At 60.2% G+C, this 22,780-nt stretch carries 18 protein-coding genes, 1 tRNA gene and 2 pseudogenes; 15 read left to right on the top strand and 6 right to left on the bottom strand.

Features of this window, described 5'->3' with window-relative positions; genetic code table 11:
• Positions 1-20 precede the first annotated feature (20 nt).
• Complete coding sequence (locus tag ADB08_RS04075) at positions 21-920, bottom strand: HAD family hydrolase (protein ID WP_049171071.1); 900 nt, start codon at positions 918-920, stop codon at positions 21-23.
• 637 nt (positions 921-1,557) lie between these two features.
• On the opposite strand from ADB08_RS04075, the gene ADB08_RS04070 reads away from it, so the two are divergent.
• The 8 genes from ADB08_RS04070 to ADB08_RS04040 all read left to right on the top strand — a co-directional run bounded on the left by ADB08_RS04070 (position 1,558) and on the right by ADB08_RS04040 (position 6,899).
• Positions 1,558-2,967 (top strand): hypothetical protein, encoded by a 1,410-nt coding sequence (locus ADB08_RS04070; protein WP_239660015.1) that lies wholly within the window; start codon positions 1,558-1,560, stop codon positions 2,965-2,967.
• Positions 2,960-4,117, top strand: a complete 1,158-nt coding sequence (locus ADB08_RS04065) for a TadA family conjugal transfer-associated ATPase (protein ID WP_080971478.1) — start codon at positions 2,960-2,962, stop codon at positions 4,115-4,117. The genes ADB08_RS04070 and ADB08_RS04065 overlap by 8 nt, the downstream gene beginning before the upstream one ends.
• 73 nt (positions 4,118-4,190) lie before the next feature.
• Positions 4,191-5,063, top strand: a complete 873-nt coding sequence (locus tag ADB08_RS04060) for a type II secretion system F family protein (protein ID WP_239660014.1) — start codon at positions 4,191-4,193, stop codon at positions 5,061-5,063.
• Positions 5,060-5,713 (top strand): type II secretion system F family protein, encoded by a 654-nt coding sequence (locus ADB08_RS04055; protein ID WP_049171054.1) that lies wholly within the window; start codon positions 5,060-5,062, stop codon positions 5,711-5,713. The genes ADB08_RS04060 and ADB08_RS04055 overlap by 4 nt, the downstream gene beginning before the upstream one ends.
• Before the next feature lie 3 nt (positions 5,714-5,716).
• Positions 5,717-5,884: a hypothetical protein gene (locus tag ADB08_RS11565; protein WP_155877871.1), complete on the top strand. Its 168-nt coding sequence runs from the start codon at positions 5,717-5,719 to the stop codon at positions 5,882-5,884.
• Between the two features lie 34 nt (positions 5,885-5,918).
• Positions 5,919-6,191 carry a DUF4244 domain-containing protein gene (locus ADB08_RS04050; RefSeq protein ID WP_016421935.1) on the top strand — a complete coding sequence of 91 codons (273 nt, stop codon included), beginning with the start codon at positions 5,919-5,921 and terminating at the stop codon, positions 6,189-6,191.
• The gene (locus ADB08_RS11150) at positions 6,184-6,537 is read left to right on the top strand and encodes a TadE family type IV pilus minor pilin (RefSeq protein ID WP_053087307.1); all 354 of its coding nucleotides are present in this window, start codon (positions 6,184-6,186) and stop codon (positions 6,535-6,537) included. The genes ADB08_RS04050 and ADB08_RS11150 overlap by 8 nt, the downstream gene beginning before the upstream one ends.
• The gene (locus ADB08_RS04040; protein ID WP_049171052.1) at positions 6,534-6,899 is read left to right on the top strand and encodes an Rv3654c family TadE-like protein; all 366 of its coding nucleotides are present in this window, start codon (positions 6,534-6,536) and stop codon (positions 6,897-6,899) included. The genes ADB08_RS11150 and ADB08_RS04040 overlap by 4 nt, the downstream gene beginning before the upstream one ends.
• Here ADB08_RS04040 and ADB08_RS04035 read toward each other — a convergent pair.
• Positions 6,883-9,219 (bottom strand): DEAD/DEAH box helicase, encoded by a 2,337-nt coding sequence (locus ADB08_RS04035; protein ID WP_049171199.1) that lies wholly within the window; start codon positions 9,217-9,219, stop codon positions 6,883-6,885. The two genes, ADB08_RS04040 and ADB08_RS04035, sit on opposite strands and share 17 nt — an antisense overlap.
• A 314-nt stretch (positions 9,220-9,533) precedes the next feature.
• Here ADB08_RS04035 and ADB08_RS04030 point away from each other — a divergent pair, with 314 nt between their 5' ends.
• Both ADB08_RS04030 and topA read left to right on the top strand, forming a co-directional pair.
• The gene (locus ADB08_RS04030; RefSeq protein ID WP_005511370.1) at positions 9,534-9,737 is read left to right on the top strand and encodes a cold-shock protein; all 204 of its coding nucleotides are present in this window, start codon (positions 9,534-9,536) and stop codon (positions 9,735-9,737) included.
• 673 nt (positions 9,738-10,410) lie between these two features.
• Complete coding sequence (gene topA / locus ADB08_RS04025) at positions 10,411-13,371, top strand: type I DNA topoisomerase (RefSeq protein WP_016421939.1); 2,961 nt, start codon at positions 10,411-10,413, stop codon at positions 13,369-13,371.
• 12 nt (positions 13,372-13,383) lie between these two features.
• On the opposite strand, the gene ADB08_RS04020 is transcribed toward topA, so the two are convergent.
• Complete coding sequence (locus tag ADB08_RS04020; RefSeq protein ID WP_343217403.1) at positions 13,384-14,706, bottom strand: DUF418 domain-containing protein; 1,323 nt, start codon at positions 14,704-14,706, stop codon at positions 13,384-13,386.
• Positions 14,707-14,771: 65 nt separating this feature from the next.
• The gene (locus ADB08_RS04015) at positions 14,772-16,298 is read right to left on the bottom strand and encodes an adenylate/guanylate cyclase domain-containing protein (protein ID WP_187271229.1); all 1,527 of its coding nucleotides are present in this window, start codon (positions 16,296-16,298) and stop codon (positions 14,772-14,774) included.
• 82 nt (positions 16,299-16,380) lie between these two features.
• Here ADB08_RS04015 and ADB08_RS04010 point away from each other — a divergent pair, with 82 nt between their 5' ends.
• The 3 genes from ADB08_RS04010 to ADB08_RS04000 all read left to right on the top strand — a co-directional run bounded on the left by ADB08_RS04010 (position 16,381) and on the right by ADB08_RS04000 (position 19,131).
• Positions 16,381-17,757 carry a DNA polymerase III subunit delta' gene (locus ADB08_RS04010; RefSeq protein WP_049171043.1) on the top strand — a complete coding sequence of 459 codons (1,377 nt, stop codon included), beginning with the start codon at positions 16,381-16,383 and terminating at the stop codon, positions 17,755-17,757.
• Positions 17,758-17,891: 134 nt separating this feature from the next.
• Positions 17,892-17,967: transfer RNA gene (locus tag ADB08_RS04005), tRNA-Thr, on the top strand.
• A 156-nt stretch (positions 17,968-18,123) separates the two neighbouring features.
• Positions 18,124-19,131 (top strand): DUF3644 domain-containing protein, encoded by a 1,008-nt coding sequence (locus ADB08_RS04000; RefSeq protein WP_049171196.1) that lies wholly within the window; start codon positions 18,124-18,126, stop codon positions 19,129-19,131.
• A gap of 264 nt (positions 19,132-19,395) precedes the next feature.
• Here ADB08_RS04000 and ADB08_RS03995 read toward each other — a convergent pair.
• Positions 19,396-19,851 (bottom strand): annotated as a pseudogene (locus ADB08_RS03995) (DUF4442 domain-containing protein).
• A gap of 193 nt (positions 19,852-20,044) precedes the next feature.
• Here ADB08_RS03995 and ADB08_RS03990 point away from each other — a divergent pair.
• Both ADB08_RS03990 and ADB08_RS11745 read left to right on the top strand, forming a co-directional pair.
• Positions 20,045-20,923, top strand: coding sequence for an acetylxylan esterase (locus tag ADB08_RS03990; protein ID WP_049171041.1), 879 nt, complete (start codon positions 20,045-20,047; stop codon positions 20,921-20,923).
• A 170-nt stretch (positions 20,924-21,093) separates the two neighbouring features.
• Positions 21,094-21,291 (top strand): annotated as a pseudogene (locus ADB08_RS11745) (DNA polymerase III subunit delta'); the annotation flags it as partial.
• Between the two features lie 124 nt (positions 21,292-21,415).
• Here the strand turns inward: ADB08_RS11745 and ADB08_RS03980 are convergent.
• Complete coding sequence (locus ADB08_RS03980) at positions 21,416-22,627, bottom strand: IS110 family transposase (RefSeq protein ID WP_011273191.1); 1,212 nt, start codon at positions 22,625-22,627, stop codon at positions 21,416-21,418.
• Between the last annotated feature and the right edge of the window lie 153 nt (positions 22,628-22,780).

The following is a 22,780-nucleotide window of genomic DNA, read 5'->3' as shown; positions in this document are numbered from 1 at the left end:
GCCGGCTGCCGGATGATGGGTTAGTCGGCCTTTGGCTCGTCGTCGTTTTTGCGCAGTGCCAATAGCGTCGCACCCGCGCCAAGCGCCAGTGTGACGCCGGCAAGAATTGCAGCATTGCGTTTCGACGGCGCGCGAAACAGCGGGACGGGATTCCGAAATTGGCGCACAGGCCACTCACGTTCCGTCGCAATCTTGCGCAGAGCGCGATCGGGATTGACCACAACGGGATGGCCGACTGCAGACAGCATGGGCTCATCAGTGATGGAATCCGAGTACGCAAAGCATTCGGCCAGGTCGAACTGGCGCTTTTCCGCTATCCGACGCATCTGCACGGCCTTGTTTTCGCCTCGGCAGAAGAACTCCGTTTCACCCGTGAAGAGCCCATCGCGGACCTCCAGCTCGGTGGCCACCACGTTGTAGACACCGAGCGCCTGCGCAATGGGCTCAACAATCTGCCGGGCTGATGCCGAGATAATGAACACCTGATGCCCCTGTGCGCGGTGTTTACGAATGAGCTCCAATGCCTCGGCGTAGATGTACGGCGTGATGTTCTGCTCTAGGGTTTCGATGGCGACCTGGCGCAGCTCCCTGGCGCTGTGACCAGCGATAAGGGCGGAAAACTGCTCGCGGGTGGCCTCCATTTGCGCCTCATCGTGCCCCTGCGACATGTACAGGGCATGGCTGAGCGCCATTTGCAGCATGTCCGTCGGCGAAATGATGCCGCGCTCGAGGAATTGCTTGTTGAACGCATATGCCGAGCTCTTGGCAATAATGGTTTTATCCAGGTCAAAGAACGCAGCGACGCGAGAGTCAGCGGTGGCGTGGAGGCCTGCAGCGATTTGGGCATCTTTAGAGCTGCTCGTGTCCGTAGAAGCGCGCGGCTGCGGCGTTGTTGAAGCCTTGTTCTCGCCGGTGTTCATAGACTCCGAGCTTACCCATGGATGTCGGGCACGGGGAGAGCATTATGAGTGTTTAACTGCTGGGTGGGGGACTGGGGGATTGGGGCAGTGGCGGTCGTGGGGGCTTGGCGGCGATTGGGGCGCGGCATTTCCTGGGCGCGATTAATCGAGGAAACGTGACATCGAACATATTGGGCATTAAATCCTTTGTAAGGTATTTGCAGATTCCTCGGGATATGTAATACTTGGACGTGGCTGGCCCCTTCTTGTTCTTTTTAGAAACAGACTGCGAGGCCGCCCCGGCTCAATCCCCCCCCCGAGCCGGTTAAAGACGCCTCGCGCCAATCCCCCCCCCGGCGCGGGGCGTCGCCCCTTTTTGGCCCAATGGTGAGGGGTATGTAGTAAAAATTGCGGGCTGCAAATGTGAAACTGAATGAGTTTATGACACTTTCAAGCCATTTTTCGTGCCATTTTTGTCATAAACGCAGTCACTAACTTGCATTGGCTAGGCCGCGCAGTAGTCATGCTACGCAGTAGCATAAGGCAAAGGCGACGTGGCGTTCTGCAGTTATCCACAGTCTGAAAATTATCCACAGACAGCGAGGTTTTGGCCCCTTGTGGGCATCATTGAATCCGCCCTGTAGTGCACGCTATGGCCATGGCGATCAAGAAACTGTCCATGGCTCAGCGAACCGAGGCTCCAACAAATCCAGTAGTCAACGCCGTCGATGATGAAGCGCTGCGTGAAGAGGTTGCGCTCATAGTCGCTGCTACCGGTCGTGACTGTGTGCAGGAGACCGTGCCACCTGTGGCTGCAGCGTCAGTGGCCGCACAAACATTTGCTTCGCCGCCAGCATCACTATCATCATCAGCCCCAGAGCCTTCCCCATCGTCAGTATCGACAGGAGCGGGAGTTTCATCGGCCCTGTGGCGTCGGGCACCAGCGGTGTTCGTCGATGCACCGGCAGCCCGAAGATTAGCCGGGCGGCCTCATTGTGAGGGAGCAATCTTTCTGGTCCGCAGTGATACTGAGGCGGAAGATGCGCAGGTAGCGAAGGTTTTAGCTCCTGTTTACAGTGCTAGTTTGCCCGCGGATAACGTCGATATTGTCGAGCTGCTCGGCCGTGGCGACGTACGCCCGGATGCTCCGAATCCCACCAATCACCAAAACGGCTCGAGCCTCCTGAACCACCATCAGAACCCAGCGTCACCTGCAAGCACCGACGTGATTACGGCACCGGGTACAGAGCCCGTATCGAACACGCCGGCGACTACAACCGACTCCACGGCAACGTGCCTGATGTTGGTTCCTGCGGTCGGCGGTGCCGGGGCTTCCATTGTTGCGGCGGCGAGTGCATTGGTTCTTTCCCGCGAAAGGCCCATCTGTTTGGTGGACGCGGACGCATTGGCAGGAGGCATTGATCTGGTGCTCGGGATGGAAACGGAACCGGGACTGAGGTGGCAGGACTTCTCGGCTGCTGATGGCCGTCTCGACGGAGCGGCACTCTACGAAGCACTGCCATCCTGCCCGCGATCACCCGCTCTGAAAGTGTTGACGTGGACTCGCAGTCGCACGCCGGAGGCGGCTTACAACCACACCTCGGCGAACAACAAATTCGACAGCGCCGACAGGCCCGACAGAACCGACAGGCCCGACGATGTCCGGCACATTGCCAGCACCATTAGTTGCCTTATTCATGCCGGAATTACGGTCATCGTGGACTGCCCGAAGCAGGTGGAGTACGTCACCACTCTCGGCGCGCTTGCCGATGACACCGTCATAGTCCTGCCCACCTCCGTTCGAGCCATCGCAGCCGCTGGGCACTTGGCGAGCATCTGTGCACAGGCGGGGTTCACCCCAAATCTTGCAGTGAGGTACCAGCAGCACCGCGATATCAGTGTCGAAGAGGTGGAATACGCTCTCGACCTGCCCATTGTTGGTGAGATTGAGTACTGCAAGAAGGTAGCTCACGAGATAGATGTGGGCGGGCTCGCAGGAACCGTCGGCAAGCTGACGCGGGGATTGGAAGCGATGTTTGCCCTTGTCGGCGGTGGTGGCGATGGATGACGTCAGGCTGTTAGCGGCGGTGCGGGCGGCGCTTGCGGAGCGGCCTGGGGTGGCATCGCATAGCGAGGTCGCCGACATCATTCGCGCAGAGACCTCGGGGGTTGTCTCCGATGTGAAGGTGCTGGAGATTCTACGCACGATTCGCGAGGAAACAGTGGGCGCGGGTGTGTTGGATGCGCTGTTGCGACGCCCGGGTGTCAGCGATGTGCTGGTAACCGCGCCGGGCGAGGTCTGGGTCGACGCGGGCAACGGACTGGAGCGCGCCGAGATTTCCTTCGCGGACGAGGGCGAGGTGCGCGCGTATGCGGTGCGGCTCGCGTCGCGGTGTGGACGAAGGCTTGACGACGCGCAACCCTGGGCTGACGGCCATATTCCTGGTGGTGTCGGCGGCTGTGGTGTGCGAGTTCATGCGGTGCTTTCACCACCGTCGGCGACCGGCACTCAGATTAGCCTGCGGGTGTTGCGTCCGGCTCGTCGCGGACTTGCGGAGCTATGCGATGTCGGGCTATTTCCACCGGAAATTCTGCCGGTGTTGCGGGGAATCGTGGCGAGACAGCTGTCGTTTATTGTCGCCGGTGGCACGGGTGCGGGAAAGACCACGCTATTGGCGGCGATGCTCTCAGAAGTTAATCCTGACCAGCGCATTGTGTGTATCGAGGACACTCCGGAGTTGCAACCTCAGCACCCGCATGTGGTGAAGCTGGTGACCAGGGCCGCCAACCTGGAGGGTGCCGGTGCGATTGGGCAGCAGGAGTTGCTGAAGCAGGCGCTGCGCATGCGTCCCGACCGCATTGTTGTCGGTGAGATTCGAGGCGCCGAAGTGGTGGATCTGCTGGCAGCGTTGAATACGGGGCATCGCGGTGGGGCGGGGACAATTCACGCCAACCGGATTGGGGATGTCGTCGCGCGCTTTGAGGCCCTGGGGTTGATCGGTGGCCTTGGTCGCGCCGGGCTACATGCGCAGTTGGTCTCGGCGGTGCAGGTGGTGTTGGTGGTCGAACGCGCTGATGTTCGCCGGCTGGCACAGATCGGGCTGCTACGCGGTAACCCACCGGAGGTGGTGGAGGTCTGGACTGCTCGGGACGGGCCGGGGGCGGGGTGGGAAACGTTGCAGAAGTTGCTGGTCGGCAGGGAACAGTCGGTGGAATAACCGGTGGAATAACCCGGGGGCAAAGTCAGGGGATTAGACGGGGAGATTAACAGCTATGGGGGAGGGATTTAGCATGACCGTACTCATTGGGGGTGTAGCTGCGGCAGTCGCTATCTGGCCGGACAGCTCGGCGGCGGTGCGCTCGCGAGCGCTGGCAGGCCGTGCCCGTGAGGTGTCCCGTGGACTGAAGTGGTTGCAGCGCATGGTTGGACTTGGTGCTGGTTCCACGGGGTCGAGCGCCGCAAGCACTAGCAGTGCGAATAGAGCTGCAGGGCTATCGATTCTCATCGTTGCAGGCCCGGCACTTGTGTTGCTGTGGCTCGCCGGGATTCCAGGCGTTGTAGCCGGGCTGTTGCTGGGCCGCACCGCAGGGGCAGTAGTGCGCGCTGTGAGGGAGAGGCGCTGTGAACGTCGGGAAGCGGACAGCGCTGCGGTAGCGCTGGAGACCTTGACCGCGCAGCTGCGCGCAGGAGCGGCGGCATCAAGAGCACTCAACGCGGCAGCAGCGGAATTGCGCAGGTCAGGGGATGTGACTGTGTTGGCCGATCATCTCGCGCACGCGGCGCATCGCGCGAACTTCGCCGACCCGTGGGAGGGCGAAGAATCTTCGGAGCAACTGCGCCGGATTGGGCGTATGTGGACGGTGGCGCAGCAACACGGTCTGAGTTTGGCTGGGTTGCTGGACTGCGCGCGGGGTGATCTGCAGGCTCGTCAGGCGCATCGCTCACAGACGTCTGCCGCGCTGGCGGGGCCACGCATGACGATCGCCATCTTGGCATCACTGCCGGTGTTCGGTTTGGTCATGGGGCAAGCTTTCGGAGCGTCCCCATTCGAGTTCCTCAGTCGCGGCATCGGAGGAATTGTGCTGGTCATCGGTGTCGGGCTGGTGTGCGCGGGCATCGAATGGGCGGTCGCCATCATCGATCGTGCGGAGGCCGGACAATGATTGCCGCCGCACTTCTCATCGCCGTCTACCTCTGCTTGCCGACGTTCAATCCCGTCCGCAGCCGACTGCCCGAATTGGTAGCCGAGTCGGATGCTCGCGCGCGAGGAAGCGTACGCCGACAGGTGACCAATCGGGTGGCGCAGATTGCCGCACAGGTGCGGGAACGTGTGCGAACTGTCATTGGCGGTGAGCGCATCAGCCCGGCTGTGCTGCTCGATGCCGCAGCGGCCCTCGACATCATTGGTGCTTGTTTGAGCTCCGGTATGCCGTTGTCGCAGGCCATGGCAGCAGCTGCCGATGGTGCAAACCCTGAGCTGGCCGAGCCACTTCGACAGTGTTCCGCCAGGTTGTCCGTGGGCGCGCACTCCGCTTGGGACAGCCTTGCTGCCACACCCGCGCTCGTGCCCCTGGCGACGGCTGGGCGCCGAGCAAGCGAATCCGGCACCGTTCTGGCGCAGGCGTTGGAGGACACCGCTGCCACGTACCGCAGTCAAGCGCACGATGCGGCGCAAGCCGTCGCCGAAAAGGCTGGTGTCCTCATTGCCGGGCCGCTGGCGTTGTGCTTTCTACCCGCGTTTGTGGTGCTGGGTTTGGTGCCCACCATCGCTGGGCTTGCCGACGAAATGTTTGCAGGACTGATGCCGTCATGAAGCGTGGACACTTCTGCGCCAAGCCCCGCGCGCTGGCACGCGCCGGATGCAGTGCTGGTTGCGCTCTCAGCTGTGACTTCGGTTGTGCGCGTGGTCCGCCTGCCGCGCCGCATTCCAACACGCATCAACCCGCATCAACGCGCGTCAATGCACATCACACCTCACAACTGACCTGTCACTCGACATCCACACAGGGGAAACACTCATGACCACTCAAAACTCCAACCATCCGACCAACCTTCCAACCAACTCTTCAACCAATCCGCTGACCGCTGCGCAGTCCCAGCTGCGCTCGTATTTGCACAAGCGTCTGCACGCTCTGGCAACTGAGGAAAACGGCATGTCAACCGTGGAATATGCTCTCGGAACTATTGCGGCCGCAGCTTTCGGAGCCCTGCTCTACACCGTCGTGACCGGCGGCGATATCACCCAGGCGCTCACCGACATCATCGAAAGGGCGCTCAACACCGATGTCTAGCCGCATCCGCTCTACGCTTCATCGCCTGTGCGTCGGCGACGAAGGCCAAACCACGGTAGAAACCGCTTTCGGTCTCGCGGCACTGGTCACGGTCATGGCCACGGCTCTGTCCGGGCTGGTCACCATCGCAATGTACCTAGGGCTTACCGACGCAGCCGGAGCCATCGCACGGGCTGAGGCACGGGGCGATGCGGAGACAGCAGCCGAGCTTCGCGCCGACGCAGATGGGCAGGTCGCGATATCGGAAACCTCCGGTACCGTGCGCGTGACCATTCGGCGCTCAGCGGGGCCATTTTCGCTGGAAGCACGCGCGGTTGCACTGCGGGAGAGAGCGGCATCGTCATGAGAAACGTGACAGCCCGCCTTCTCCGCGAAGAAGAAGGTTCCACCACAGTCGCAGCCGCACTGTTCATCGCCGCTTTCGTCGTTCTGACTTTGGTCGGAGTTACGGCCGGGGTGAGGGTGGTGCAGGCGCGGCAGGCAGCGGTAGCAGCGGATCTGGCCGCGGTGGCCGGCGCTGTGGCTGCGCAAGAGAGCGACGATGCCTGCAAAGCTGCGGGGTCAATCGCAAAAGCTAACCACGCACTCCTTGTGACCTGTGAGATTGATGGGGAGGACGTGCAGGTCAGCGTCGAACGAAAGGAGAGAAAAGCCACGTCCAGGGCAGGGCCGGTAGCGGTGGAGGATGCTGCTACTGGCCGTCGTTAAGCGCGCGCGACACCCCACTGAGCACCTTGATTGCGCCGGCCTTGTCCAGCGGATCGTTGCCATTGCCGCACTTGGGCGACTGGATGCACGATGGGCAGCCGGATTCGCACTCGCAGGCGGCGACGGCATCGCGGGTTGCGCGAATCCACTGAGCGAAGGCCTCGTAGCCACGGTCGGCAAACCCCGCACCACCAGGGTGCCCGTCGTACACAAAAACGGTGGGCTGCTGGGTATCGGCGTGCATGACCGTGGAAACACCGCCGATGTCCCAGCGGTCGCAGGTGGCAATCAGTGGCAGCATGCCGATAGCCGCGTGCTCGGCTGCGTGAAGAGCCCCCGGCGCGATGTCGGAGCCCACGCCCCAGGAGCGCAGGGTGGACTCGGGCATTGTGTAGGCCACGGCGCGCGTGACCAAACGTTGCGGAGGGTAGTCAAGTTCAACACTGTCGAGAATCTCGCCGGTATCCAGGCGACGAAGATAGGAGGTGACCTGGTGAAAGACCTCGACCTGGCAGGAAGCGACCTGTAGGCCCTGGTAGTGGCGCATATCGTCAACATCGAGGATGCGGATGGTGGTGTCCATGCGTGAGCTGGTGGAATAGCGCGGCTGCTCGGGGTGGACCAGGGCGACGAGGCTGTCGAAGTCCAGCTGGTCGACAAGGTAGGACTCGCCGCGGTGCAAGTAGACGGCACCGTCGTGAACCTGCTGCATCGCACGGCCAAGATCGATGGTGCCAAGCAGTCGGCCATCGGTCTGGTCGACGATAGCTACTTCCTGGCCATCGCCGCCACGGACGTTCACGGCATCGTGAGCAGTGGCAATACGCGGCCCTTCATCGCGGTCGGTTGGGTAGTAGACGGGCTCTTGTCCTTCCCAGGTGCGCTTGCGCAACCAGCCTGCGGACACCATGTCTTCGGCTACGGGCATGGTTCCCCACGCTTGAAGCTGACTGGTGGTTACGGGTTTCTCCACAGCCGCGCAGTAGAGATGTGACCACACCACATGTGGGTTGCGGGGATCGAAGACGGTCTTTTCCACCGGCCTGCCCAGCAGTGCGGACGGGTTGTGGACCAAGTACGTGTCCATGGGGTCATCGCGAGCCACCAACACCACCAGTGCGCCCTGACCACGACGACCCGCGCGGCCGGCCTGCTGCCAGAATGAAGCGACCGTGCCCGGGAAACCGGCCTGCACCACCGCGTCGAGGCCACCGACGTCAATGCCCAGCTCCAATGCATTGGTGGTGGCCACACCTAGCAGGGTGCCGTCATCGAGCATGCGCTCGATGTCGCGGCGCTCTTCGGCCAGGTAGCCGGCGCGGTAAGACTCGATGCGCTCGGCGATATCGCTGCGGTGGCGCTTCTCCAGGCGCTCGCGCACGCCGAGCGCTACCTTCTCAGCACTGCTTCGCGAACGGGTGAAGGTCAGGGTGCGGGCGCCCTCGACAAGCAGGTCGGCCATGATATCCGCGGCCTCGGTCGGGGCGGGGCGGCGCACGGGTGCGCCGTTCTCGCCTTGGAGGTCGGGGAGCAGGCCGGGTTCCCACAGGGCGATCGTTCGCTCGCCGACCGGGGCGCCGTCTTCGGTGATGGCCTCGACAGGCTCGCCGATGAGGCGACGAGCCTGGTCAGCGGGGTCGTTGGTCGTCGCAGAGGCAAAAATCACGGTCGGCGAGGCACCGTACTCGCGGGATAGCCGCAGGAGGCGACGCAAAATCTGAGAGACGTTGGCGCCGAACACGCCTCGATAGGCATGGCATTCGTCGACGACGATATAGCGCAGGTTGCGCAGCATCCGCGTCCACCGAACATGGTTGCCGAGCACCGAAACATGCAGCATATCGGGGTTGGTAAACACCCAACGGGCGTGGTCGCGGATGGCGCGCCGGGCGTCTTGTGGGGTGTCGCCGTCGTAAAGCGAAATCAGCGAACTCAGTGACGCCGGTGCCATCGCGCGTGCAGTGTCCAGCTGATCGGCGCCCAGCGCCTTGGTCGGAGAGAGGTACAGCGCGGTGGCCGCGGGGGTGGCGGACAGTTCTGTGAGCACGGGCAGCAGGTAGCCGAGCGATTTACCCGACGCCGTGCCCGTCGCGACGACGCAGTGCACGCCCTCGCGGGCGAGGTTCGCGGTTGTCGCCTGATGAGTCCACAGGTTTTCAATTCCGCGATCTACCAGCACTTCTCTTAGCCAACTTGGCACCCACTCAGGCCAAGGCGCAGTCACGCCAGCGCGCGCAGGAAGGTCCGCAATGTGCGTCACTGTCGCCCGCGGATGCGCACGAATAACCGGCCCCAGCAGCTCCCGCCCAAACGACTCCACCGACACCACCCTTTCCTGTAAACGCGCACTTCATATGCTTGACGACGCTTCCTATCAGCCACATTCTCGCTATTCGACACCCCAGTTTCTCCGGACTCCGAACACGGGTTTACGGGGGTGGCAAGAAGCTGTTCCTAATCGGCGCTCGCGCCCCAAACGTGGCAGACTTTTTGAGTGTATCGCCCGCCAAAGGGCACCCTGAAAAACCCGCACGAGGCGAAAGGGTGCTTTGGCCGTGTTTACCCCATCGTGTGTGGCCGGATGTGCGTGGCGAATACTTGTTTTATCGAATCCTGAAGTTGGGAAGTTTTGTAATGGCACAGGGTACTGTGAAGTGGTTCAACTCGGAGAAGGGCTTCGGGTTTATCGCCCCAGCTGACGGTGGCAACGACGTGTTCGTTCACTACTCCGAGATCCAGGGCACTGGTTTCAAGACGCTGGAAGAGAACCAGGCAGTCGAGTTTGAGATTGGTGAGGGCCAGAAGGGTCCGCAGGCTCTGGACGTGAAGCCTCTGTAAGTCAACCGTTTCCGGGTTGAACTGGGTTATTGTCTGGTTTGGCGCGCGGAATTTTTGGCTTTTCAAGGTCCATGTTGTGTTCATGGGGTGAGCCTTGATTCTCCCACGTGGAAAGTGATTTCTGCGTGGGATTTTTGTATTTCTGGAGGGCAGTGGTTCGTTCCGAGTTACTGACTACGTTTATGACAAAAATGGCCCGAAAAATGGCTTGAAAGTGTCATAAACTCATACAGTTTCACATTTGCAGCCCGCGATCACGCGGCCGCTGCGGCGGCTGCGCCCGCTGCGCCCGCTGCGGCCAGCCACTGACAGCCACTGGGATAATCATGGCTAGCCGCACAGCAGTCGTCGGGTCGGCAACTGCCGGCCACCGGGGATCCCCCACAGCAGCCCCTTCAGTCACACCCAAAATCCGCCCGATACTTGAGGAATCCACGCGACAAACTAGATTGTGTGTACGGTATTCCTTATATTCTTCATATTCTTTCCAGATAATCTTCCGGGGAGAACGCGGCCGGGAACTGATTTGCACTGATCGGAACCGGTTGGAACCGATTGCGGGCCTCTCACAGCTGAAGCCCAGCCAGAGTCCGGCCAAGAACCCCAAGATTTAAACGAAAACAAGAATCTAAACAGTCAAAAACATTCAACGTTGCAGGATAGAAAAACTTCTATGGCGAATTCAGACGGCCTCAAGCGCCTTGTAATTGTCGAGTCGGCGACGAAAGCTCGCAAGATTCAGCCGTATCTCGGCGATGATTACATCGTGGAGGCGTCGGTGGGCCACATTCGCGACTTGCCCCGTGGCGCAGCCGACGTTCCGGCTCGTTACAAGAAGGAGCCCTGGGCTCGTCTGGGCGTGAATGTCGACAACGGATTCGCTCCGTTGTATGTCGTCAGCGCTGATAAGAAGAAGAAAGTCGCTGACCTGAAGGCCAAGCTCAAGGAAGTCGACGAACTCTATCTCGCAACGGACCCCGACCGTGAGGGCGAGGCTATTGCCTGGCACTTGCTGGAGGTTCTCAAGCCCAAGGTGCCGGTGCGCCGCATGGTGTTCCATGAGATCACCAAGCAGGCCATCTTGGAGGCCGCGGCCAACACTCGTGAGCTGGATCAGAACCTGGTTGATGCCCAGGAAGGTCGCCGTATCCTCGACCGCCTCTACGGCTACGAGGTCTCCCCGGTGCTGTGGAAGAAGGTCATGCCGCGCCTGTCGGCAGGCCGTGTGCAGTCGGTGGCAACGCGCGTCATCGTCGAGCGTGAGCGCGAGCGCATGGCGTTTATCTCCGCTGAGTACTGGGACGTCGCCGCAACTCTGGACACCGGTTCGGCTTCCTCCGATGCCAACCAGCCGAAGGAATTCGTCGCAACCCTGACCAGCGTTGATGGTCAGCGCGTAGCGCAGGGCCGCGACTTCGATGACCGTGGCCAGCTGAAGAAGTCTGAGGGCATTCGGGTCGTCGATAAGCAGCTCGCCGAAACTCTGGCGGCGGACCTCGTGGGCTCTGAGCTCAAGGTCGCGTCGGTGGAGGAGAAGCCGTACACGCGCCGCCCGTACCCGCCGTTCATGACGTCTACGCTGCAGCAGGAGGCGGGCCGCAAGCTGCATTACACCTCTGAGCGCACGATGCGTGTGGCGCAGCGTCTGTACGAAAACGGTCACATTACCTACATGCGTACCGACTCCACGACGCTGTCCAAGGCCGGCATCGACGCCGCGCGTAAGCAGGCGTTGGAGCTTTACGGCTCGGAATACGTCGCCGATGCGCCGCGCCAGTACTCGCGCAAGGTGAAGAACTCGCAGGAAGCGCACGAGGCAATTCGCCCGGCTGGTGAGACGTTCGCAACGCCAGGTCAGCTGGCTGGCTCGCTGGATGCCGAGGAGTTCAAACTCTACGAACTAATCTGGCAGCGCACCGTCGCCTCGCAGATGGCCGACGCACGCGGCACGTCCATGAAGGTCACCATCGCCGGTGCTACCGACACGCACGCCGTCGAGTTCGCCTCCACCGGACGCACGATTCGTTTCCCGGGCTTCCTCAAGGCATACGTCGAGGTCTCCGCGCTTTCCGACGGTCGCAAGGTCGCCGACAACGCCGAGAAGCGTCTGCCACAGTTGACAGAAGGCCAGGGCCTGACGGCCACGGACTTCAGTGCCGACAGTCACTCCACCAACCCGCCTGCGCGCTTCACTGAAGCCAGCTTGGTGAAGAAGATGGAGGACCTGGGAATTGGGCGTCCGTCGACCTACGCGTCGATTATCAAGACCATTCAGGATCGCGGCTACGTCTACTCCCGCGGCAACGCTCTGGTGCCCTCGTGGGTGGCCTTTGCCGTGGTGGGGCTGATGGAGGAAGCGTTCTCCGATCTGGTCAACTACGACTTCACCTCCGAGCTGGAGGATGAGCTCGACGGCATTGCTGCGGGCAATAAGGATCGCACGACCTGGCTGACCGGTTTCTACTTCGGCGATGACAAGGATCACCGCCACAAGGGAGCCGACGCTATTGCGACCCACGGTGGTCTGAAGAGCATCATCGATGTGAACTTGGAATCGATTGATGCTCGGAAGGTCAATTCGCTCCACCTTTTCGACGATGCCGAGGGCAACCCGATCATCGTTCGCGTTGGCCGCTATGGGCCGTACCTGGAGCGTACGCGCCCGGGGGCCGGTGAAAACGGTGCCGACGAGGTGCAGCGCGCCAACATCCCGGAGGCCATGACTCCGGACGAGCTGGATCTGGCCGCTGCCGAGAAGCTGCTGGCGATGCCGCAGGGCGGACGTGAGCTGGGCATTAACCCGGCCAATGGTCGCATGATTGTCGCTCGTGATGGCCGCTACGGCCCCTACGTCACCGAGCTGGTCACAGACGAAGAGCGCGAAGGTGTCGTAGCCAAGGCTGAGGAGATTATCGCAGCTGAGCGCGCCGAAGAGGACGCTCAGCGCGCTGCCGAGGGCAAGCGGAAGAAGAACTGGGAAACCAAGACCGCCGCCAAGCAGAAGGAAAAGCGCACCGCGGAAATCATCGAGGAAACTCTGAAGCCGAAGACGGCCTCGCTGTTTTCCTCCATGGAGCCGTCGACTGTCACGCTGGAAGAGGCTCTGAAGCTGATGAGCCTGCCGCGCGAGGTCGGTGTCGATCCGGTCGATAACGAGGTTATTACCGCTCAGAATGGCCGTTACGGTCCGTACCTGAAGAAGGGCACCGACTCGCGTTCACTGGCCAACGAAGAGCAGATCTTCACCGTGACTTTGGACGAGGCGCGTCGTATCTACGCTGAGCCGAAGCGACGCGGTCGCGCTGCTGCGAAGCCACCGCTGAAGCAGTTGGGTGACAACGATGTCTCCGGTCGCCCGATGTCGGTGAAGGATGGCCGCTTTGGGCCCTACGTCACCGATGGCGTTACCAATGCCTCGCTGCGCAAGGGTGATACACCTGAGACACTGACCGATGCCCGCGCCTGCGAACTGCTGTCTGAGCGTCGTGCGAAGGAAGCCGCCGATGGTGGCACAAAGAAGGCGGCGAAGAAGTCGACTCGCAAGACCACGAAGAAGGCTGCGAAGAAGACCACCAGGAAGGCGGTCAAGCGCACCACCAAGCGAGTGGTGAAGGCGACGCGCCGGGGCAAGTAGGGCAAGTAGGTCTTAAGCGCCCGCCGTACCTGGCGAGCCCGCCGCATCCGGCGCACCCGGCGCATCCTGCGGAGCCGGTTTGGGGCCACCGACCCCGGCCAACTCCGCCCGCATCGTCGGCCCGTACGACAGCCGGCGATGCACCTTTTCGAACGGCCCCTGCATGCCGCGACGCTCCATCGCCCACGCGGCGAACAATGTCACCAACCAGACGCCCACAGCAATGAGAGTTTGCACGAACGCGCCCATGTCGCGCGGGATGTCCAGCATAAACGGGTATACCAGCACAAAGAAGATGACCGACTGCATCAGGTAGCCCGTCATCGAACGCTTGCCGAGCGCCACAATCGGCACCAGCCAACCAGGTACAGCGGCGCCCTCGTTCAGGCGTCGTTGGAGCGGCTGCAGTGCTAACGCCAGCCCGGCTAGGATGCCAGGACCGGCGAACACTCCGGCAAAGTTATTAATTACCAAGAAGGCCATGTGCTGTCCGGCTGGAAGAACACCAATCGCTGCCAACCCCATAGGGATGCCGATGCCGAAAGCCACGACCACAGCCACCACGAGCCACCGAATAAGCAGGGGGCGGTGCGCGTCAACGTCGTCAAGCACGCCCTTGCGAGCCCACACGAAGCCAATCATCATCACCGGCAGGTAGAGGAACAGCTGCAGTGGCAGGGTAGTGATGCTCATTGTCAGGACCTGCAGATTCGCGGCGAGCATATCCAGGTAACTTGTTTCAATCGCACCGCCGTTGACGAACTGGCTCATGTCGGAGCCGACGAACTCGGCGTCGGGCATCGCAATTACGAATCCCAAAAACAGCAGGCTCAGTGCAGCGTTGATCGTCAGCGCAATCCACGCGAGAATCGTCAGCACCTTGTTGCTGAGGCCCATAAGTAGCCCGAGGATGATGCCGCAGATGCCATAGAGAAACATGATGTCGCCAAAGAACAGAAACAGCATGTGCGCAACGCCGAACAGCCCCAGGAACGCATAACGCTTTACGACGACCACCCGCGCCCGCGACCGTGGAAAGTTCCTCCTGGCCAAACTGCGGACGATGAGTCCCACACCGAAGCCGAGCAGCGTTGCGAACATCGGCAGCCCGCGGTTATGCGCGGTCACTGCGGTAAACAGCACGGTGGCCTTGTCGGCGATGCTGTCGCTTATGACGCCGCCGAAGAATGCTGCGGGCAGTTCGGGATCTGCAACCAGCCAGGCGGTGGCAATGTTCGCGATCGCGATGCCGAGGAGAGCGAACCCGCGCGCAGCGTCGGGGACGAGCATGCGAGGTCTGGGGTTGGGGCTAGAACTGGGGCGGCTGTCAGTCATTCCTCCAACGTAAAGGATTTGCGGGAGGGTACGCAGGTTGGCGAGACCGACGAGTCCGCTGCCCCCTAGGCCTCGTCGGCAAGCGTCGGGCGCACCGGGCGCGCAAGCTGCGTCATGTGCGTACGACCGCGCAACTCCACGGACTTCAGGGTGGTCCAGCGAGCCTGCTCGTCCTCGTTGGCCAGGCGAATAGTGGAAGCCGTGGCCAGCACGCGGCCCGGGGTGTCCTTGGCCAGCTCGGTCAGACGGGCAGCCTGGTTAACCGCGTCACCAATGACCGTGTACTCAAAGCGGTCGCGGGCACCGATGTGGCCGGCGACGACGTGCCCGGCGGAGACGCCGATACCTGCGGTGAGTTGGAGGTCGAGCAGTTCCTCGCGCAGTTCACGGGCGGCTGTGAGGGCGTGTCCAGCAGTGTCATCGAGGGGCAGAGGAGCACCGAAGACGGCCAGAGCCGCGTCACCCTGGAACTTGTTGATAATGCCCTTATTGCGGTGCACACAGTCAACAACGTGGTCGAAAAACGCATTGAGCTCACGGACAACGACTTCTGGTGAGTTCTTCTCCGCGAAGTTGGTCGAACCAATCACGTCCACAAACAGCACCGCGACGAGGCGATTCTCGCCGCCCAAAGTCGGCTTTTCTTCCAGAGCCTTACGGGCGACCTCAGACCCGACATAGCGGCCGAAGAGGTCACGGACCCGCTGACGCTCCTGCAGGCCACGCATCATTTCATTGAAACCCGCCTGGAGGACGCCCATCTCGGAGCCGTCGTAAATAGGCACGCGCGTATCCACCTGGCCCTGGCGGACCTTGTTAATCGCGCCCGTGAGATCACGAATCGGGTCGACGATGGACATGGTGGCCAACATCGTGCCGAAATAGCCGGTAATCAGAGCCAGAATTGCCAGCGCGGTGATGGTGGGCAGCAAATCTGCCGCGTCATCTGTGAATAGGCCACGGCGCTGACCTATCAGCACAAGCAGGATTGCTACCACTGGAACACCGCTGGTCAACACCCACGTCTGGCGCAGGCGGTGGCCAATCGGCGGCTCCAGCGAAGAATCCGGAGCCCTACGCGCCAGCGCCTCCACGGCAACCGGACGCACCATGCGCTCCGCAATTAGATAGGTCAACAGTGCCACCATGGCGCCACCGAGCACCGAGGTGAGCAGCACCATCATGCCAATCTTGCTGTCATAGGCGAACGCAACTCCACTGAAGACAATCACGCCCAGAGACCAGATGACGGTACCCAAAAGTGCCTGATAGACAGGCACGCGCATGACCAGATATCGCACCCGCCGCGGATCGTGCATATCCGGATGACGCTGCCATTTCACCAGCGGTTTGAACAGAATCCAGGTAGTGCCGATTCCCGCAATAATTGCTAGAACCAGGTAACCAGCCAGGGCATAGATGACCCCATTAGCCAACCGCGGCAGGTGAGTTTCTTGGTTCAGTGGCAACAGCATGCCGAGGAACAAGCCGACAATCATGGCTCCGACAAGGTTGCAGACGAAGATAAATGAGGCATAAGCAGGCCACATTGTCCCGCTTAGCCATTTCAGATTTCGCCAGAGCCGTTGCATGATTACTACCTTAGTGGCAACCCCGGATTGCAGGGAGTAGTTACCTCACAAGAGTCCCGTGGGGCGCGCTAGAGTTGGGGCCATGACAGAGCCCATGACAGAGCGCAGCGTGTTTTCTCGTATGCCCGAAACCGGTGGGGTTCGCCAGCGGTTGCAGGCTGCTGTGCGCGCTGCGCATTATCGCTTTGCCAATGGTCAACCGCTGGCAGGCGATGGGGCGGAGGTTTCGCCGGAAGGTGGGGACGCGGGGTCGTCGTTAAGCGATGTGCCACGCGACTCGGACATGACGCACGCCTGGCTGTTCACGGGACCTGCGGGGTCGGGGCGGTCGGTGACGGCGACGGCGTTTGCGGCGGCGCTGCTGTGCACGCGGCATGACAGCCCCGGTTGTGGCGAGTGCGAGGGCTGCCGGACGGCGCTGGCGGGAACGCATGGCGATATCAAGATCGTGCGCCCGGAGGGCACCATCATTTCGGTGGCGACGGTGAGGGATGAGCTGCGGCCCTGGGCCTACAAGATGCCCACGACGGCGGATTGCCGCGTGCTAATCATCGAAGACGCCGACCGGCTCAACGAATCCGCCTCAAATGCGCTGCTCAAGGTGGTGGAAGAGCCGCCTCTGCGCACCGTCATCATCATGTGCGCACCAACGACGAACGCGGAGGATTTCTCCGTTACGCTCCGTTCGCGCTGCCGCCATGTCTATGTGCCGACGCCGCATATCGACGACGTCACAAACCTCCTGCGCGCCGAGCGGCCAGAGCTTACCGACGAGCAAGCGATCTGGGCCGCGACAGTGTCCAATGGTCACATTGGGCGTGCGCGTGGCTTTGTCTCCGATGAGGGCTCGCGTGCCTGGCGGGGTAAGGCCCTGGATTTCGTAGAGGCCGTGTTCGACCCGGCAAAGTCGTATTTGGCAGCACGAGAGTTAGCCAACGAAGTGGCTGGCGAGGTGAAGCGGCGGATGGAGCCACTAGAGGCTGAGGAGCTGGAGAATCTCGAGCGCTCGTTGGGTGTAGGTGCGTCTGGCAAGGGGGCGCAGGCGGCGCTGCGCGGCTCTAAGGGCGTGATCAAGGAGCTGGAGGATAATCAGAAGCGGCGGCGCAGGCGCGCGGAGTCAGATCTGATTGACCTGTCGTTGACCGACATTATGGGGCTTTACCGTGACGCCCTGGTGCTGGCGTTTGGGGCGGAACGTGCTGGGTCTGCTTTTGACGCTTCTGTTTCAGATTCCGGTGCTGATTCCGAGTTTGGGGATGGCTCCGTCTACCTCATAAATCCAGACCGTCGTCGGACAGCCGCAGAGCTAGCCCGACGTCTTCCGCCGGAGGCGATATTGGCCTCCATCGATGCTGTCACCGAGGTGCGCGGCATGCTCGTGACTGCAGTGAAGTTGACGGTCTTGATGGATGAATTAATGGCTAAATTGCAGATCGCAGGGCAGGTTGGTCGCAGGTAAGCCGGCAGAAGCGCCTAATTTAGCGGACTGCAGGCCCCATTTTGGTAGCGATGGGTGCAGTGCAGTAGTATTACCGCTTGTACATTTTGTGCAGGGTTATTTCTGCTTGCTTGAAAGCTCGGCGCAATGTGCGTGCCGCCTTAGCTCAGTCGGTAGAGCGTCTCACTCGTAATGAGAAGGTCGCGAGTTCGATTCTCGCAGGCGGCTCCATTAAGCCCCAGCTAGAACAGTGTTCCAGCTGGGGTATTTTCCTATCGTAACTGGCTAAGTCGTCCCAGACTATCCGTGCTATTACCGAGTGTAGACAGGGCACAGACTGAGAACGCCGAAGAGGTGGATCGGGAGCAGAAATTAGAATGGTTCCTCGTGGATAAGGGACAGGAAGAGATCATTGAGCGGCTCCTAGAGAAGAGTAAGGAAGCTTTTGCTCTTGCAGTGGAGCTGTACAACAGGCCAACGTTGAAATACCACGCGGAGACCTGTTCAATTTTCCTCTGCAACGCATGGGAGTTAATGCTCAAGGCCTACCTGATTCGAGAGCGGGGAATCGAGTCGATCTATTACTCGGACGAATCTGGAAAGACAATTGCTCTAGCAGACTGTCTCAAGAAGATTTTTACGAATGATAAGGACCCACTGCGCGTCAACATGGCGGAAATCATTCGCTTCCGCAATGTCAATACCCACTTCATCACTGATGAATATGAGATTTTCATCGGACCGTTTCTGCAAAAATCTGTCATGAACTATGCAGATAAGCTCCTCGAACTTCATGGCGAATCCGTTAGCGATTTAATACCGGAGAATCACTTGACGTTGGCCGTGCGCCGCGGTGCAATTGACCCCGACGTGATTCGGACGAAGTACGAGCCTCATGTCGCAGAGAAGCTTCTCAAGATGAGTCAGCTAGCCGCCGACGCGGCAGGAACCGGGGAAGGGGGTGCCGCTGCCGTCATCTATGAGACAAACCTGCGCATCGTCAAGAAAGCGAAGGATGCCGATCTTAACGTGTATGTCGACAAAGACGCGGAAGCCGGCATCACCATCGTTAAAGACATCCGAGACGCTGCCTCCTATTACCCTTACACAGTTGGTAATGCAGTAAAAGAGGTGCGAAATCGGTTAAGAAAGTCGAAAACCACTATTTACTTCCGAGGCGAGGAAAAGTTATTCAACCGATGGCACTTCAATCTCTTCAATAAGGTATTCCAATTTAAAGAGGATGACAGGTACGCACACGATCGCAGCACCGCTGGAGAACCCAATTCATCCTGGACATACTCTCAGCGAGCAATCGAGTTTATCGTTGCACAACTCGAAAAAGAGCCAGGGACGTGTATTGATGTCTTGCAGTCCAAGGTGAAAACAAAGTAAAAACGCCAACCCTCGGAGCAAAGGAATTCTCAGGCCGAAGCCCTACTCCCATTCGGGAACCCAGCTTTATCCTTCTCGGGTTGACGCTGTACCTGCCAGAATAGTGGGGCGCGAGGCCTTCTACAACACAAATCTTCCCGGTGTGCTCAAAATGGTTTCAAAATACCAGGTAAACGCGGCGCAAGAATTTCGGGAAAATACCACCGGTAATTCAGTTGCACTAGCCAGCGTCTGCAATCACGCACAGCCCTTCGCACTCGCTGTTTATTTCTGCTTGCGCCGGTAGTACACCTGGCGGCGCACATGGGCGACGACATTCCCCTCCTCATCAAGGATGTCCACGTCGAACCAATGTAGGTACTTCTCGCCGTTGGCCGTCTTTTCTTCGATGAGCGCGTAGGTCTCCTCGGGGATGCGCATGTCAGCGGTGACCGTGCCGCGGCCGGGTTTCAAGTACTTAATCTCACCAGCGGCGTCCTAGATCCGGTACTCCTTGCCCAAACGGTGCATGGAAGCGAGCATGAAGAAGGGATTCGTCATGGCGGAGAGCGTGCCACCGAAGGCAACGCCCATGGCGTTCTTGGTCAGCATGTTTGTCCTGTGGCTGACAACGACGCGGGTTCCATCATCGGCGAATTCCTTGATCCTTATGCCGGTGCCCAAGAAGGGCGGCCAGAACCCCATGAAGCGCTTGAGCTGGCGTGCAGAAAAGTTGGACATGAGAAAGCTCCGAGTAAGTGGTGGGGCAGGTGGGCTAAATGGCCACAACTCTACCGTCGTGGGACGGGGAGCGCCCGCACTTTGATTCGCCGTATCGTCTTTCTATAGGTAGTGCCAGGTCATGCACTGTGTACAGGAAAAAGTAGTGCTAGCGCTAGTGCCTTTCGCTCTCGTGGGAAACACAATATAGAGAATGAAAAAGCTTGTGGTTGGCATGATTGCCGTGGTGGCCGTGATTGTGGTGGTGTCTGTCGGGTTTGTGGGATTCATGCAGTGGGTAGACGCAGACAGCGTGACCGGTGATGACGGCGTGGCTGCCGGATACAGCGCTGAGACGGGTGGTCCGTTGGAAGCATCGTTTGCGGGCGAGGGACCGCACGAAATCGACGTGCGTCGTGACGGTGACGTGACCGTTGTGGCACCGACGGGCGCGGGACCATTTCCGGCGGTAGTCATGGCTAATGGCACGAACACGCCGCTGAGCAGTTACCTGCCCGTGGCGGAACACCTGGCTAGTTGGGGCTTCGTGGTTGTCGGCGATGAGACTCCCCAAACTGGAACAGGGGAGAATGTCGTGAACTTGATCGAGCATTTGCCGGAACTGGATTCCCGTGTGGACCGATCACGGGTCGGCATTTTCGGACACTCACAGGGTGGTGCGGGTGCCATCAACGCTGCGGCCCACACGGAGGTAGCAGCCGTGTATGCGGCGAGCCCGGCCTCCCACAAAGTGGCAAAGTCCAATGACTGGGACTACACCACCGCGAACGTAGAGGCACCGTTGTTCTTGATGGCGAGTGATGGCCGTTCGGACCGCTGGCTTGTTAGCCCGTGGTCAGACCTGGAGAAGAGCTTTCAATCAGCTGGTGGACCGACAGTCATTGCCCGCCGCCTGGGCGCGGATCATAAGGACGTTCTAGAGTTCGGGGACGGTTACGCCACCGCGTGGTTCCGCTACATCCTCGCTGATGATTCTGACGCACGAGATGTATTCGTTGGCACCTCACCAGCGGGCGTCGGTGAGCTAGCAAGCAACGAACTCTGGGACCGAGTGGCCACCCGCGGCTGGTAGTTCGCGGGGTCTTTCGCCATACCACGCGGTGTACCGAACATGCTAAAAGCAACCTGCGCTCACACGCCCCTTCGGAGGAGGCGTGGTTCACAAAAATCGGCAGCCCTGATAAATCTCAAGTGAATTGTCAACAGGGCTGCGCCACGCCAGCCTGTACAAGCAGAATCGAAATCACCCTCGTGGATCTCGCCGGTATTTACCGTCATGCGCTCATGCTCAAAGTCGGTGCCGAGGTGGAGATGACCCACCCGGATTTCGCGGGCTTGGAGGGCGAGCTTGCCCAGCGCGTGACCGAGGACGGCCTGCTTGCTGCCCAATCCGTCATCCGCACCTGCCGCGAGCAGCTGCCGCAGAACGTCACCCCGCAGGGGGGGTGTCCCTATGTTTTTGTCAAGTGCCAGACCGATGTTGACGAGCACAGTCTTGGGAGTAGTTTCTTAGGCGTGCCTAGGAGCCGGCCAGCGTGTGCTGGTCGGCTTCGTCTTTGGGGCTTTATGCGGCGACGGGGCGTGGCGGGATTTCGCGGAAGAACTCCTTGTTTTTCAGCATCGCGTAGATGACATTGCATCGGCGTCGTGCCAGGCAGATGACTGCTGCGTTGTGGCGTTTTCCTTCAGCGCGTTTGCGTTCGTAATACCGCCGTGACGGTTCGTGGCTGCGGATAACTGCGAATGCGGAGTAGAACAAGGCGTTTTTCAGTCGTTTATTGCCTGACCGTGCCGGGAATTCACCTCTGATCGACGAACCGGATCGTCTAGTCACGGGTGCTATTCCAGCATAAGCAGCTAAGTGGCCAGCACTAGCGAAGTCGGAGCCATCACCGATCGCAAGAAGGATCTGCGCTGCGGTCTTGATGCCGACTCCGGGCATACTCATCAAGACCTCACAAAGAGGGAAATCAGCGAGCATCTCTTCAACCTGCTCAGCAATGGTGTTTCGTTGCTCTTTGAGGGCCTGGATGTTTGCAGCCAGTTGAGGAATTACTAACTCGGCGGCATCGCTTCCAGGCACGGTGACTGTTTGAGCTTTCAGCGCTGTAAAAATGTCGTCTACCAGCGGGGTGGGGTCTTTACGTGTGCGCTTGATCATCCAGTTCAACACTCGTTGGTATCCGGCTCTTTTTAGCCCCTGCGGTCCCTTGTAATGGATCAATAATTCCAGGATCGGCGTGCGAGTCAGGGTGCTACCAGCAAAAACTCGTTCCAGGCTGGGGTAGATCTGGGTGAGGACACTGCGAAGCCGATTGACAGTGCGAGTGCAATCGCGGGCGATGTCATCATCGAAGCCGGACAGCATCTTTAGGGCGGAGAGTACCTCATCATTGCGGTCGACGGCACGTAGCGTGTGGGGCATTGTGCGGGCGGTGTCGGCGATGATGAATGCGTCGCGTTTGTCTGTTTTTGCACGTCCCGGATAGAGATCTGCAGCTTTGCGCATCGCAAGACCTGGCAGGTATCCGACTTCGCAACCGCAGTCCCGGGCTACAGCAATCGGTAGTGCGCCGATGGTGTTGGGTTGGTCGACGATCACGAGCACGGTGCCAAGCTTCTGAAGCTGGTGAAAAACGCCTGCTAGTTCGGATTCGAGTTGAGGCAACGGTTTGTCGAAGACCTTGTTGCCATCACGGTCTAAGGCGCAGGCGTGGTGTTCAGATTTGCCGACGTCTAACCCAAGGAATATGTCGATGGAATGCTCCGGAGACATGATGAGCTCCTAGAAAACGAGATGGGTATGGCGTTGTTCCAGTCGCTGGTGTCATGACCTTCGTTGCAAGCACCCACGTTACAAAGAGACCTAGTTTAAAACTGGCCGTGTCCCTATCAGCTGTCATCGAAAGTCCTGGCACCCGGCGGCAAC

Source organism: Corynebacterium sp. 239_CJEI (genome assembly GCF_001055995.1).
In the GTDB taxonomy this organism is placed as follows: Bacteria; Actinomycetota; Actinomycetes; order Mycobacteriales; family Mycobacteriaceae; genus Corynebacterium; species Corynebacterium jeikeium_D.
The sequence above is the reverse complement of the archived record's forward strand: the minus strand, read 5'-3'. Positions and strand labels throughout refer to the sequence as shown.

Coding starts and splice junctions, on each gene's coding strand:
- ADB08_RS03990 (WP_049171041.1), top strand. CDS start 20,045: ATGAAAAAGCTTGTGGTTGGCATGATTGCCGTGGTGGCCGTGATTGTG.
- ADB08_RS03980 (WP_011273191.1), bottom strand. CDS start 22,627: ATGTCTCCGGAGCATTCCATCGACATATTCCTTGGGTTAGACGTCGGC.
- ADB08_RS04070 (WP_239660015.1), top strand. CDS start 1,558: ATGGCGATCAAGAAACTGTCCATGGCTCAGCGAACCGAGGCTCCAACA.
- ADB08_RS04040 (WP_049171052.1), top strand. CDS start 6,534: ATGAGAAACGTGACAGCCCGCCTTCTCCGCGAAGAAGAAGGTTCCACC.
- ADB08_RS04020 (WP_343217403.1), bottom strand. CDS start 14,706: ATGACTGACAGCCGCCCCAGTTCTAGCCCCAACCCCAGACCTCGCATG.
- ADB08_RS04015 (WP_187271229.1), bottom strand. CDS start 16,298: ATGCAACGGCTCTGGCGAAATCTGAAATGGCTAAGCGGGACAATGTGG.
- ADB08_RS04075 (WP_049171071.1), bottom strand. CDS start 920: ATGAACACCGGCGAGAACAAGGCTTCAACAACGCCGCAGCCGCGCGCT.
- ADB08_RS04055 (WP_049171054.1), top strand. CDS start 5,060: ATGATTGCCGCCGCACTTCTCATCGCCGTCTACCTCTGCTTGCCGACG.
- topA (WP_016421939.1), top strand. CDS start 10,411: ATGGCGAATTCAGACGGCCTCAAGCGCCTTGTAATTGTCGAGTCGGCG.
- ADB08_RS04060 (WP_239660014.1), top strand. CDS start 4,191: ATGACCGTACTCATTGGGGGTGTAGCTGCGGCAGTCGCTATCTGGCCG.
- ADB08_RS04010 (WP_049171043.1), top strand. CDS start 16,381: ATGACAGAGCCCATGACAGAGCGCAGCGTGTTTTCTCGTATGCCCGAA.
- ADB08_RS04050 (WP_016421935.1), top strand. CDS start 5,919: ATGACCACTCAAAACTCCAACCATCCGACCAACCTTCCAACCAACTCT.
- ADB08_RS04065 (WP_080971478.1), top strand. CDS start 2,960: ATGGATGACGTCAGGCTGTTAGCGGCGGTGCGGGCGGCGCTTGCGGAG.
- ADB08_RS11150 (WP_053087307.1), top strand. CDS start 6,184: ATGTCTAGCCGCATCCGCTCTACGCTTCATCGCCTGTGCGTCGGCGAC.
- ADB08_RS04030 (WP_005511370.1), top strand. CDS start 9,534: ATGGCACAGGGTACTGTGAAGTGGTTCAACTCGGAGAAGGGCTTCGGG.